Genomic DNA, 12,381 nt, shown 5'->3' on the forward strand with positions numbered 1-12,381 from the left:
TTCCCGTCCGCCGCCTAGAGGTTCCGGCCGGAGAGGAGCGAGGGAAAGCGATGCGATCGGGGAACGCGGGCTGGCGGAAGAGCGCGAGGCGGGTCGGCCTCTTGTCGGCCTGTCTTCTCCTTTGCTGCGGGTCGCCGCTCCACGGCGGAGAAGCGGGTCTGGATGCCCAGGTGCAGGCGGGCGCCGCGCTCCTCTGGGACGAGGGCGCGCAAAAGCCGCTTTTCCGAAGGCAGATCTCCGCGCTTCACGCACCCGCAAGCACGACCAAGCTGATGACAGCCTTGCTTGTCTATGAGAAGACTCGCCTGGCCGGAGAGGTCACGATCCGGCCGGAGGATTTGCGGGGAGCCGGGGAAGTGCCCACCGTCCGCCTGCTGCCGGGGGACCGCTTCACCACCGCCGATCTTGTCCGCGCCCTTTTGATCAGCTCGAGCAACGAAGCGGCCCTGGCCTTGGCCCGCACGGTTTCGGGCTCGGTCGGCGGGTTTGTCGCCGACATGAACGCGCGCGCCGCCGCCTTGGGTTGCCAAAGAACGCACTTCGTCAATCCGAACGGCATCAGCGAGCCGGGCCACTTGACCTGTGCCCGCGATCTCCTGCGTATTTTCGAGGCCGTGCTCGCCGTCGAAGAGCTGCGCGCGATCTGCGCGACCGACGGCTTCGCACTCCTGACAAGCGATGGCAAGGCGGTGCAGTACCTGATGAACACCAACCGCCTCCTCGGACCCTATCCCGGGATGGGGCCGGCCAAGACCGGCTATACGCGGGAAGCACGGCACACCTACGCCGCCTTTTGCCAGCGAGGGGAGCGCAAGGTGTCCCTGATTCTGCTCGACAGCCCGAACAAATGGGCCGACGCCGTGGCTCTCTTCGATTACGCCTTCGGCGGGAAGGCCGAGGGGGTTGAAGGGGCGCCCTGAGGCGGCGAAGCGGCGCCTTCGTCGATAAGCCTCTGGTAGATCGCCAGATAGTCCTTCGCCATTCGTTCCGCGGTAAAGCGCCTTTCGAAGGAGAGCCGGATCTGCTTCCGGGACAGCTGCGCCGCAAGAGGCACAGCCCGGACGGCTTCCTCCACGTTTCGGACCAGGAAGCCGGTGGTTCCCGGTTCGAGGACTTCGGGTAGCGCGCCGTAGGGAAAGGCGATCACAGGGGTGCCGCAGGCGATCGCTTCGATGGTCGACAGGCCGAAGGGCTCCGGCCATTGAATCGGGGAGATCAGCGCCACCGCGTTTCCGATCAGGGCCTGCTTCTCGCTCTGGTGGACTTCCCCCAGGAAGCGGACATGGGGAAGGGAGAGCAGGGGGCGGATGGTTTCGATGTACTCGGCGTCGTGGCGTGGATCCTCCTTGGCGGCGATGAGCAGCGGGATGCCTGCCCTCCGGGCGATTTCGATCGCCAAGTCGGGCCGCTTCTCCACGGAGAGGCGGCCTAGGAACAGGAGATATCCTCCTTCTCCGCGGCCGAGGGAGTAGAGCTTTTCGGGCAGCCCGTGGTGGACGGTGCCCATCCAGCGCGCCTGAGGAACCAACCTTCGCTGCGCATCGGAGATGGCGACAACCGGCATCTCCGGAAAGCCGTCGAAGAGCCGGCTCGTTTCCGGCGCATCCAGCCGGAGATGGAGGGTGGTCACCGTGCGGTTGGGCCGGCCTCGGAAGAACGGGAAGTGGAGGAACTCCGTGTGAAAATGGAGCACGTCGAACTCGGCTTCCGCCCGGAGCGCCGCATCGATCTCCAGGATGAAATAGGGGAGGTAATCCCGGCAGTCGGGCATCTTGCGGAGGCTTTGCGGGCAGACCGAACGAAGCCTTGCGCGGGTGAGGGAGTCTCCGCTGGCGAAGAGAGTAACTTCGTGTCCAAGGTCGACCAGAGCCTCCGTCAAAAAGGAGACTACCCTCTCCGTGCCCCCGTAGCCCTCCGGGGGGACGCGCTCTACCGGAGGTGCAATTTGCGCGATTCGCACGACGGGCCAGGCTAGAAGGGCATCCGTCCCGAGTCAAGGACGATGGAAAGATCGTGCTCCCGCGGCAGCCCCCCGCCCGGTCCGATTACCAAAAGAGGCGATGAAAGCATTGACAGCGTGAAAACCTGCCGGCTACTCTCCGGCATGCCCAGTATCCTTGAATCGGTCCTCGATGCGAATCGGCGCTATGCCCTGAATTTTGGAGACAAAAAGAATCTCGCGATGCCGCCGGCACGGCGTTTTGCGATCCTGACGTGCATGGACGCGCGGTTGGACCCAGCAAAGTTTGCGGGCTTGAACGAAGGGGATGCCCATGTGATCCGCAATGCGGGCGGGAGGGCGAGCGACGACGCGATCCGTTCGCTGGTGATCTCCTACAAGCTTCTGGGCACTCGGGAATGGTTCGTGATCCACCACACCGACTGCGGCATGGAGACCTTTACCGACGAGATCATGCGCGGATTGCTGGCGAAAAGCCTCGATCACGCCGTCCTGGAGAGCGACGGATGGCACGATCGAGGATCCGGCTCCGGCACTTCGGAGGCCCAGTATATCGACTGGCTGACGATTCGCAACCAGGAGGAGAGTGTCGTGGACGACGTCCAGCGCCTCCGCCGGCATCCGCTGGTTCCCCCTTGGATTCCGATCCACGGATTTCTCTACGACGTGCGCTCCGGCGTTTTGCAGCCGGTTGCGGCGGCGAGCGCCATCGGGGCCGCCAAATAGCCCTATCGGGACCGCTAGCGGCCATTTCTCACAAATTTCGTAGCCGAGGCGCCGCAGATGGGCTTGGGTGCGAGGCGGGCGCAGGTTTTCCACCGGAGCTGTATGAAGACATACTGCGAGGATGGAAAACCAAGCGGGAGCGAAGCAGACGAGCCCGTTTTGCAAGCCGTAGGAGAAAGCTTGTGAGAAATGGCCGCTAGCCTCAAGCGGGGGCTTCCGGCTCGAGCGAAGCACGGCCGGAACGGACGAGAGAGCGGGTCTGCCGGGCGATCATGAGTTCTTCGTCGGTCGGAACGACCCGGATCTCGGCGGGGCTCTCGTCGGTAGAAATGACCGGCTCGTTCTTCCGATTCCTCTCGGGATCGAGCTGGAAACCGAGGAAGCCGAGCGGAGAGCAGATCCTCTGGCGGATTTCGGGTGCGTGCTCGCCGATGCCGCCGGAGAAGACCAGGAGATCGACTCCTCCGAGCGCCGCGACGAGGGAGCCGAGGAACTTGCGCGCCTGATAGCAGAAGACCTCGATGGCCGCGGCGGCCTTCTCGTCGCTTGCTTCGGCCCGGAGCAGGTCGCGCATGTCGCCGGAGGACTCGGAGAGGGCGAGCAGCCCCGATTCCTCGGAGAGGAGCCTGGCGACCGTGGTCAACCGGAGGCCCCGCTCGCGCAGCAGGTAGAGGACGACACCGGGATCGAGGTCGCCGCAGCGGGTGCCCATCACGAGGCCCGAGGTCGGGGTGAACCCCATGGTGGTGTCGACGCTCTTCCCGCCGCGTACGGCGGTCATGCTCGCGCCGCCGCCGAGGTGAGCCAGGACGATGCGGCCCCGCGCGCGCTCCGGGGGCAGGATCTTTTGCAGGACGGAAAGCAGATATTCGCAGGAGATCCCATGAAAACCGTAGCGCACCAACCCTTCCTTTCGGAGGGAGAGCGGCAGGGCGTAGGTGCGCGCCGCAAAAGGCATCGATCGGTGGAAGGCGGTATCGAAACAGCCCACCTGGGGGAGACCGGGCTTGAGCTTCCGGATGGAGCGGACCGCCTCCAGCTCGTGCGGGAGATGTTCGGGGGCCAAGCTGCAGAGATCCTGCAGCTTCTGGAGCACGGGCGAGGTGAGGAGGTGGGGAGCTCCGAAAACGGCGCCGCCGTGGACAAGCCGGTGGCCGACCGCATCGAGATCCTCCGTAGGATAAACCGAACCGAGCCAAGAAAAGAAGCGGCCGAGGGCGGCTCGGTGATCGGGGAGAGGGAGGCGTTCCTGCCAGATCGTGGCTCCCTGCGTGTCCTTGGCCTCGCAGAGCCCCTCCCCGGCTCCGATGCGCTGGATCTCCCCGGAAAGCAGCCTCTGCTCGGAGGAGGCCATCCCGAAAAGGGCGAACTTGAGGCTTGTGGAGCCGCTGTTGATCGTGAGGATCTTGTCCGCTTCGGCCATGAGGTATGTCCGGTCGCTTCCCGCCGGCCTTCGCGTCAGGGACCCGGCAAGACGGTGCTGGTCCGCCGCTTGCGCTGGTCGAGAACCCCGTGGATGAACAGAAATTCCCCGATGTGCTCCATCGACAGGAGGCCCACGAGCTCCCCATTGCGCGCGACGATTGCGGAACGCTGTCCTTTCTCCTGGAGGCGGGCGATGGCCACTTCCGCCACTTCCGATGCGTCCACCGTGAGGAAATCCCGATTCATCACTTCCGCCACGGGAACATCTTCGCCGTATCGCGAAAGCCCCTCGACGAGGTTGTGCCGGGTGAGGATGCCGACGACGGTTCGGCCGGAGACCACGGGGAAGTCAAGATGGCAGCCGGCCAGGAGGTAGCGCACCGCGGACCCGAGCGGGTCCTCCGGACGGAGGATGTGGAACTCGGTCATCATCAAGTGGCTGACCGGGATCGCGCTGAGGGCCGATTTTACCTGGACGAGGCTCGCTTCCTGGGCCGCCCCCATCCAGACGAAGAGGGCGATGAAGAGCAGGAACGGATTGTGGCCGAAAACGCCGTAGAACCCGAAGAAGATCGCCATGCCCTGGCCGACCGCTGCGGCGATCTGCGTCGCACGAACCGCGTCCATCCGGGAGGCCAAAAGCGCCCGGAGCACGCGCCCTCCGTCCATGGGGAAGGCGGGAAGCAGGTTGAATCCGGCCAGCACTACGTTGATCCAGAACAGGTTGAGGAGCAGGTTCCCCCCGATCCAATGAAGGTTGGTCCATGATTCCACATTGCCCACGATGAGAAGGATGACATAAAGAACGGCGGCGAGGACCAGGTTGACGGCGGGGCCGGCCAGAGCCACCAGGAACTCTTGCCAGGGGTCTTCGGGCATCCGTTCCAGACGGGCGATTCCGCCGATTGGATAGAGCGTGATGTTGCGTGTCTGGATCCCGAACCGCTGGGCGGTCAAGGCGTGGCCGAGCTCATGGAGGACGATGATGGCGAAGAGCGGAATGAGGGAAAGCACGGAGAAAATGACGTCGGAGAATTCCCCGGTTGCGGCATAGGCGCCGGCGGCGACCCAGAGAACGAGAAGGAGGAGGGTGATATGGACGTAGATGCCGATCCCCCGGACGACGCCGATTTTCCATGCCCACCGCATAATGTTTAGCCTTTGACGCAGATCAGCGGATTGAGCCGGGCCACCCTTCGAGCCAGCCCCGCCGCCTCGGCCGCGTCGACGACGGCCGAGACGTCCTTATACGCTCCCGGGGCTTCTTCGGCCACTCCGCGGTGCGATCGGGCGCGGACCAGAACGCCTCGACGTTCCAGCTCCTCCACCAGATCCTTTCCGTCCCAGGTTCGCGCCGCTTGGTTTCGGCTCATCTGCCGGCCGGCTCCGTGCACCGCCGAGGAGAAGGTTTTTTCCTCGCTGTGCGGATCCCCGGCGAGGATGTAAGAGCAGGTGCCCATGCTTCCGCCGATCAGGACAGGCTGCCCCCAAGGGGAGAAAGCGCTTGGAAGATCAGGGTGGCCGGGGCCCAGGGCGCGTGTGGCCCCTTTTCGATGGACAAAGAGCCGAACCGGCCTTCCGTCGACGGAATGGATCTCCTCCTTGCAGGTGTTGTGGGAGACGTCGTAGAGAAGAGCGAGGCGATGGCCCGGGAAGAAACGAGCGAAAACCTTCCGGATGAGATGGGTGAGAATCTGGCGGTTGGCCAGGGCGCAGTTGATCCCCGCGCGCATCGCTCCCAGATACCGCCGGCCCAGCTCGGAGGAGAGAGGGGCGGAGGCGAGCTCCTTCTCCGGGAGCCGGAGCCCGAAAGAATCTGCGGCAGCGGCCATCTCGCGAAGGAAGTCGGTTCCGATCTGGTGCCCGAGGCCGCGCGAGCCGCAGTGAATCGATATCACGAGCTCGCCCCGCTCCAGGCCGTAGGCCCGGGCGATATCCGCCCGGTAGATTTCCGACACCTCCTGAACCTCGGCGTAATGGTTGCCCGAGCCGAGCGTTCCCATCTCGTCCTTCTGCCGGCGCTTGGCCTCCCGGGAGACCGCAGAAGGGTCGGCCCCGTCCATGCAGCCCCGCTCCTCGATCCGGTCGAGGTCCTCGGCTTCGCCGAAGCCCGATTCGACCGCCCATCGCGCCCCGCCGAGGAGCATGGCGTCCATTTGGGAGTCGTCCAGCCGGACCTTTCCCCGGGCTCCGACCCCGGCCGGGATCTCGCGTGCCAGAGCCCCGGCGAGTTCCTCCTCCCGACCGGCTATCGATTCTCTGGGCAGCCCCGTTAAGAGGGTGCGCACCCCGCAGGAGATGTCGAAGCCTACCCCTCCTGCCGAAACCACCCCTCCTTGCTCCGGATCGAAGGCGGCTACCCCCCCGATCGGGAACCCGTAGCCCCAGTGCGCATCGGGCAGCGCGTAAGCCGCCCGGACGATCCCCGGGAGCGAGGCGACGTTGGCCGCCTGCTCGGCGACCTTCTCGTCCATCTCTTCGAGGAGCGACCGGGTGCCGTAGAAGACGGCGGGCACGCGCATCGGCCCCTGCGGCGGAAGCTCCCAGGCGGTCTCGGAGAGTTTTCGGAGGCGGGAAAGGTCCATGGCCTAAGGTAATCAAAAAAAGCAAAGGCGGCTACGCACCTTAGACATCGACGACGCACTGCGCCACCCATTCGCCGGCCGGGTTGCGGAAAAGCCGTAGCTCGGTGTAGGTGGCTCCCTTCACCTCGACGGCCGGTTGGTGGCGTTCCGGATCGAGCGGCTCTCCCCAGGCCGTTCCTTCCAGGCGGCCATCGTGCAGGCTGACCGAAAATCGGGAAAAGAGCATCCGGCGGGTAGCCATTTCGAAAATCAGAGCGTTGAGCCAATCGAAGAGCAGAGCTTCTTGGTTCGCGGCGCTGCATGCGATGGCGATCGGCTCCCGGGGTGCGATCCGCCGCGGGTCGGCGACGACCGCCGTCAAGGCGAGCGCGGCTTGGGCGAAGGCTTCTTCCCGGGAAGAACCGATGCCCCGAATGCCGACGTCGGCGCCGTGGGCGAAGTGTTCCCAGCGCGGGTGAAACGCAGCTTCCGGCGGTTGGACGGTTGCCATGGCCACGAGTTTCCCGTTTTGCTCTTACGGAAGCAAGAGAATCGGGCAGAAGGCTTGGCTGCAGATCGATTCGATCTCCCCGGGAGGAAGAGCCGAGCCTCCGATCGAGATCGCCAGGAGGCCGACCCCCTCGCGCGCCGCCGCCGTCAAGATCGGCCAGGCCTTCGGAGGGATGCCGGATCGGAGGGTTGAGGAGGGGGCGTCCCGGAGAAGCTCCCGGAATTCGGGATCAGGCGGGACTTCCCCCCCCGATGCCGAGCAGAGCACGACGAGCTTTGCAGGAAAGTCCCGCGCGAGGGCTGCAACCAGGCGCAAGGTCGGTAGCTCGGAAGGTTTTCCCGAAGAGAAGACCCCAATCGGTGGTTGGATCGAGCTCTCGCCGGAGAGATAGAGGACGGCGGCTCCCGAACGGGAGACGATTTCCCGGGCGAGGGCTTCTTCTCGCGTCGGTATCCCAACGCGGGACTGGGAGCGAAGGAAGAAGATCAGATCGGTTGCCGAGGCGGCTTCCGAGAGCGCCTCCGCGGGCATGCCGCGGAGCACCTGAAAGGACCAAGGGATGCGAAAGCGGCGTGCCAAGCCGCTCACGGCTTCTTCGGCGTGGGACGCTAAGGCGCGTAAGGCACGCTCGACGGCGGCCGGTTCCAGCCGGCGCCGGCAAGCGGTGTCCATCCCGATTTCGGCAGCCAAGGGAAGTTCGGCCAACCGGAGAAGGTTGCTGTCCTCCAGGAAGAGGTAGGCGAGCTCGGCTTCGAAGTGCGCAGCAAGCTCCGCCGCCGCCTCCGCTCCTCCTTCGGAGCAGGATTGTCCGAATAGGACGACCCGGTCGATCCTCACGCCTGTGCTCCGCCGGAGGAAAGCGAACGCGCCCTGCGGGCAAACTCGCTCAGCTTGCGTTCCACCCGTCCGTTGACGCTCTCTTCCGGATAGCGGCCATCCGGACCGCGCTCGCCCGCCGGGAGGCCCGTCAAGAGTTCCATGGCTTGGTCGACCGTCTCCACGGCATAGAGGTGAAAAAGCCCCTGCTCGACCTTTTCGAGCACCTCCCGGCGTAGGACGAGATGATCGACGTTGGCCGCGGGGATGATCACCCCCTGGCGACCCGTAAGGGAGCGCGCGCGGCAGATGTCGAAAAACGCCTCGACCTTTTCGTTGACCCCCCCGATCGCTTGCACCCGCCCCTTCTGGTTGATCGATCCGGTGATCGCCAAGGATTGCCGGATCGGGAGATCGGCCAGCGTCGAGAGAAGGGCGCAAAGCTCCGCGCAGGAAGCGCTGTCCCCATCGACGATCCCGTAGGACTGCTCGAAGACGAGGGTCGCCGTGAGCGAGAGCGGCTCCTCCGGCACGTAGCGGCCGGCCAGGAATCCGGAAAGGATCAGGACCCCCTTGGAGTGAATCGGACCTCCCAGCTTGGCTTCGCGCTCGATGTCCACCACCTTCCCGCTGCCGAAGCGCGCCCGTGCCGTAATCCGGGTGGGATGGCCGACGAGCACGCCTCCCGCCGCGAATACGGCCAGGCCGTTGACTTGGCCCACGCTCTCTCCGTCGCAGTCGACCAAAAGGGTGCCCCGCAGCACTTCTTCCCGCAGCCGCTCCCGGATCCGGCCCGAGCGCGCCTCGGCGGCGGCGATCGCTTTCTCGACGTGAGCTTCCGTGATGATCCGCGCCGCGGCGTCCCGGGCCCAAAAGTCGGCTTCCTGGAGGAGATCCGTCACGGCTCGTCTGCGCAGCGTAAGTTTCTTGCCGTCTGCGGCGATCCGGCTTCCTTCCTCCAGCAGGCGGGCTACCGCCCCGCGGTCCATGGGCAGGAGATTCGCCTTGCGTGCCTCGTCCGCGAGGAACTCGGCGTAAGGCATCAGGATCGCCTCGCTACGATCGATGTCTTCCTCGAAATCGGCCACCACCTTGAACAACTCGGAGAATTCGGGGTCGAGCTCGTGCAGCAGATAATAGAGCCAGCGCTCGCCGAGCAGGACCACCTTCACCTCGAGCGGAATCGGTTCCGGCTCGAGCGAGACTGTGCTGAGGATCCCGAGAGCCTCGCCCAGCGGCTCGATCCGGATTTGGCGGCTGCGGAGCGCCCGTTTGAGCCCTTCCCAGGAAAAGGGATGGGAGAGGAGCCGGAGCGCGTCGATCGCGAGATAGCCCCCGTTGGCCTTGTGGAGAGAGCCCGGGCGGATGAGCGAGAAGTCGGTGACCAACGCTCCCATTTGCGCGACGTGCTCGACTGTTCCGAAAAGGTTGGAAAAGGTCGGATTCTCCTCCAGAACAACAGGGCAGCCCTTGGCGCCGCGCTGGTCGACCACGACGTTCACCCGGTAACGGCGGAGGAAGGCTTCGACTGGATCGGGGCCGATGCCGGGGGGATTCATCCCCGGCGGAAGGGCGTCGCCCTCTTTCGGGGGCCGGAAGCTTTCGGCGTTCTTCAGCGCATCCCGTTCGACCGACTCCAGGTGGGCGTGAACAGCCGGCATATCCGAATATTTGGTTTTGAGCTCCTCGAGCAGGTTCGAGACCGTCGAGTGGACGACCGAGCGGTTGAGCTCGCGCAGCTCGGCCTGCGCTTCTCTCCGCCACTTGGGAATCTCGCGGATCACCCTAGTCAGCTCTTCTTGCCAGGCGGAGATCCGATTCTGGATCTTCTGCTTTTCCTCCTCAGGCAGCTTGGCAAAGCTTTCCGGGTCGAGGACCTCGCCGTCCTTGAGCGGGGCGAAGGCAAAGCCGGCCGGTGTCTGGAGCAAGGCGATCCCGTCCTTCTGCGCGCGATCGCGGAGCTCCGAGAAAGCCCGGTCCCGCCGGTCGTGGAACCTCTGCTCGATATCCTGCGCGCGCGCCCGGTATTCGTCGCTGTCAAAAACCGCGGGGATGCCGGCGCGCAGATCCTCCACGAAGCGATCCATATCCTCGGCGAACTCTCTGGCCTTCCCGGGCGGAAACCCCAGCGCCCTCGGCCGCCGCTCGTTGTCGAACGCAAACACGTAAGCCCAATCCTGCGGAACGCTCCGACCTGCCGCTCGCTCCCGGAGCAGGCGGAGCACCACGGTGCGTTTTCCGACCCCGCTCGGCCCCATGACGAAAAGGTTGTACCCGGGCTGCTCCATCCCGATGCCAAAGCGCATCGCCTCCGTGGCTCGTGTCTGGCCCAGCACACCCGGGATCCGGGTTAGCTCCGCGGTTGTCTCGAAGGGAAGTCGGGCGGGATCGATGCGGCGGTCGAGGGTCTTGGCATCTAGGCGGAAATCGGATCGCACAATAGCTTTTTCGGGAAGGGCCTTCTTCCTGTAAAGGGTTTTTACCGGGATGCCGAAAAAGGGAAGAGTTCGGCCGGAAAAAAAGACTGCGCCATCGTCTTCTTCGGGGGATATGGTTTTCCGGTCCAGCCCGCACCATGGAAAGAGTGGTCCAGCCTGCTGTTTTCGATCGCCTTCCGCCGGAAAGCCTCGAAGCGGAGCGGAGGCGGCGCGAGCTGCGCCGGATCTGTCGCCTCATGGGGAACCCGGGCTGGTTTTGCCGGCAGCTGCGCCAGCGCGTGCGGGAGTTTGCGCGCGGTGTCGAAATCAGCCCCGGAGACGGAGCGCTCGGCCGGCGGCTCTACTGGGATCCGAAGCTAAGGGAGAAGCTGGCGTTAACAGGGCTCGATCCGGGCGCTCGCCCGGCGGCTTGGCCGCTTCCTTGGGAATGGCGTCGCGAGGAGGTGCGGGAGTTCCGCGGGTGGGGAGACTACCCTCTGGTTTTGGCCAACCTCGTCTTGTTTCGATTCTCGAACGAGGATCTGGGGAAGATCGGCCGGGCGATCGATCGATCCTGCCGCCTCCTGCTAGCGGTCGAGCCGGCTCGTCGCGGGTTGCATCTAAGCGAGCTTCGGCTCCTCCGCCTCGTCGGCCTGAGCCGCGCTGCCTACGAGGAAGGTCGGGCCGCCGTCCGGGCGGGCTTCCTCGGGAGTGAGCTGGTGGAGGCCCTGGGGTTGTCGGCCCGACGGTGGAGATTCGATGTGGAGATCACCTTCCGTGGGGCCTACCGGCTCGTCGCCGCACGACATTGAGGCGAGGGTACAGGAGAGGGCGGCGGCAAAAGGCTCGCCCGGGCCAGTGTGAATCGGAATCTTGGGGGAGACGGCCGCGACGACCGCTCTTGGGCTCTGCACCGAGAAGGACCGGCTTGCGCCTCCTTTGGCGCCTCGGCTACGAAATTTTTGAGAAATGGCCGCTAGCGGAAAAAGCCGCGCGAAAGGCCCGTTCAACGGTGTCCCGGGAAAATCCGCAGCCAAAGGGTAGCGGGTCCGCTTCCTTCGGGAAGATCCGCGGGATGCGGCGGAGACGGCAGCGGCTCGAGCTTGGCTCCCGCCCGATGACAAGCGCGGGCGGCTTCCCGAAGGAGATCCGCAGGCCGCCAGGGGCGATAGTTGGTCGAGAGCAGCAGATGGGCGCCCGGCTCGCAGAGCGGCAGAACTCCAAGGAGCAGTTCTCCAAGATCGCGCGGGAGAGAGAAGTCGGCTCCCCGGCGCCCGTGGGCGTAGGTGGGGGGATCGATCACGCAGGCGTCGAAGCGTGCCCGGCGCCGGGAGAGGTATGGGAAGACCGCGCGCGCATCCCGCGCAAGGAACCAGTGGGAGGAGGGATCGAGGGAGTTCAACCGGTAGTTCTCCTTCCCCCATTCGAGAATGCGCGGGGAGAGATCGACGTTCCAGGTGCAGGCGCCGGCCGAGGCCGCTGCGACGCCGAAGGAGCAGGTGTAGGCGAAGAGGTTGAGGAGGCGCCTCGGCTTTATCTTCCGGAGAAAGGCACGATTCTCCCGTTGATCGAGGAAGAAGCCCGTCGACTCTCCGGCGTCGAACCGGAGGAGGAAGGAGAGCCCGTTTTCCTGGGCCGTGGCGGTTGGGGGTAGGCCGCGACTGCCCGAAACGAGTGTGAGCCGGGAAGTTCGGCCCCTCTCCCAGCGCTTGCGCAGGAAGATCCGGTCGACGGCCAGGCCGAGCCGGCTTCTCCAACCTTCGAGCTCGGACAAGAGAGAAGGGAGGGTTCCGGGGGAATTCCAGGAAACGAGCAGATCTCGGCCCAGCCGTTCGATCCAGCCGTCGGGTCCCGAAAAGAGGCGATGGATGGTGGTGCCGGACGCGGCGAAGGCGGCGATTTGCGCCGGCCCGATCCAACCGGGCTCGGCTTCCGACGAAGGGTGGGGGGAGGCCACAGGCG

Annotated in this window: 11 protein-coding genes; 3 read left to right on the forward strand and 8 right to left on the reverse strand. The window is 65.3% G+C overall.

From position 1 onward, the window contains the following. Window positions 1–50: 50 nt before the first annotated feature. Window positions 51–920 carry a D-alanyl-D-alanine carboxypeptidase family protein gene (locus MTHMO_RS01180; protein ID WP_202213158.1) on the forward strand — a complete coding sequence of 290 codons (870 nt, stop codon included), beginning with the start codon at window positions 51–53 and terminating at the stop codon, window positions 918–920. Here the strand turns inward: MTHMO_RS01180 and MTHMO_RS01185 are convergent. Then, on the reverse strand, window positions 875–1,960 hold the full coding sequence (locus tag MTHMO_RS01185; protein WP_202213159.1) for a glycosyltransferase family 4 protein: 1,086 nt from the start codon (window positions 1,958–1,960) through the stop codon (window positions 875–877). The two genes, MTHMO_RS01180 and MTHMO_RS01185, sit on opposite strands and share 46 nt — an antisense overlap. 144 nt (window positions 1,961–2,104) lie before the next feature. Here MTHMO_RS01185 and MTHMO_RS01190 point away from each other — a divergent pair, with 144 nt between their 5' ends. Further along, window positions 2,105–2,686 carry a carbonic anhydrase gene (locus MTHMO_RS01190; protein WP_202213160.1) on the forward strand — a complete coding sequence of 194 codons (582 nt, stop codon included), beginning with the start codon at window positions 2,105–2,107 and terminating at the stop codon, window positions 2,684–2,686. 202 nt (window positions 2,687–2,888) lie between these two features. On the opposite strand, the gene MTHMO_RS01195 is transcribed toward MTHMO_RS01190, so the two are convergent. The 6 genes from MTHMO_RS01195 to MTHMO_RS01220 are packed head-to-tail and all read right to left on the reverse strand — an operon-like array spanning window position 2,889 to window position 10,440. Next, window positions 2,889–4,109 carry an acetate/propionate family kinase gene (locus MTHMO_RS01195; protein ID WP_202213161.1) on the reverse strand — a complete coding sequence of 407 codons (1,221 nt, stop codon included), beginning with the start codon at window positions 4,107–4,109 and terminating at the stop codon, window positions 2,889–2,891. 35 nt (window positions 4,110–4,144) lie between these two features. Then, window positions 4,145–5,260 carry a site-2 protease family protein gene (locus tag MTHMO_RS01200; protein WP_202213162.1) on the reverse strand — a complete coding sequence of 372 codons (1,116 nt, stop codon included), beginning with the start codon at window positions 5,258–5,260 and terminating at the stop codon, window positions 4,145–4,147. Between the two features lie 5 nt (window positions 5,261–5,265). Continuing rightward, window positions 5,266–6,696, reverse strand: coding sequence for an RtcB family protein (locus tag MTHMO_RS01205; protein WP_202213163.1), 1,431 nt, complete (start codon window positions 6,694–6,696; stop codon window positions 5,266–5,268). A gap of 40 nt (window positions 6,697–6,736) precedes the next feature. Continuing rightward, a complete protein-coding gene (locus tag MTHMO_RS01210) occupies window positions 6,737–7,186 on the reverse strand; it encodes an archease (protein ID WP_202213164.1) in 450 nt (149 codons plus the stop codon). Between the two features lie 24 nt (window positions 7,187–7,210). Continuing rightward, window positions 7,211–8,023, reverse strand: coding sequence for a hypothetical protein (locus tag MTHMO_RS01215; RefSeq protein ID WP_202213165.1), 813 nt, complete (start codon window positions 8,021–8,023; stop codon window positions 7,211–7,213). Then, a complete protein-coding gene (locus MTHMO_RS01220) occupies window positions 8,020–10,440 on the reverse strand; it encodes a Lon protease family protein (protein ID WP_237394686.1) in 2,421 nt (806 codons plus the stop codon). Before MTHMO_RS01220 ends, MTHMO_RS01215 begins: the two co-directional genes overlap by 4 nt. A 146-nt stretch (window positions 10,441–10,586) precedes the next feature. On the opposite strand from MTHMO_RS01220, the gene MTHMO_RS01225 reads away from it, so the two are divergent. Next, complete coding sequence (locus MTHMO_RS01225) at window positions 10,587–11,231, forward strand: hypothetical protein (protein ID WP_202213166.1); 645 nt, start codon at window positions 10,587–10,589, stop codon at window positions 11,229–11,231. Window positions 11,232–11,425: 194 nt separating this feature from the next. Here MTHMO_RS01225 and MTHMO_RS01230 read toward each other — a convergent pair whose 3' ends face one another. After that, entirely contained in the window at window positions 11,426–12,376 is a 951-nt protein-coding gene (locus MTHMO_RS01230; RefSeq protein WP_202213167.1) for a class I SAM-dependent methyltransferase, read from the reverse strand. Window positions 12,377–12,381: the final 5 nt, after the last annotated feature.

Source organism: Methylacidimicrobium sp. AP8, from assembly GCF_903064525.1.
In the GTDB taxonomy this organism is placed as follows: Bacteria; Verrucomicrobiota; Verrucomicrobiia; order Methylacidiphilales; family Methylacidiphilaceae; genus Methylacidimicrobium.

What these genes read in the sequence shown, in the direction of transcription:
- MTHMO_RS01210 (WP_202213164.1), bottom strand. Translation starts at nt 7,186, where the DNA reads ATGGCAACCGTCCAACCGCCGGAAGCTGCGTTTCACCCGCGCTGGGAA.
- MTHMO_RS01205 (WP_202213163.1), bottom strand. Translation starts at nt 6,696, where the DNA reads ATGGACCTTTCCCGCCTCCGAAAACTCTCCGAGACCGCCTGGGAGCTT.
- MTHMO_RS01190 (WP_202213160.1), top strand. Translation starts at nt 2,105, where the DNA reads ATGCCCAGTATCCTTGAATCGGTCCTCGATGCGAATCGGCGCTATGCC.
- MTHMO_RS01180 (WP_202213158.1), top strand. Translation starts at nt 51, where the DNA reads ATGCGATCGGGGAACGCGGGCTGGCGGAAGAGCGCGAGGCGGGTCGGC.
- MTHMO_RS01200 (WP_202213162.1), bottom strand. Translation starts at nt 5,260, where the DNA reads ATGCGGTGGGCATGGAAAATCGGCGTCGTCCGGGGGATCGGCATCTAC.
- MTHMO_RS01195 (WP_202213161.1), bottom strand. Translation starts at nt 4,109, where the DNA reads ATGGCCGAAGCGGACAAGATCCTCACGATCAACAGCGGCTCCACAAGC.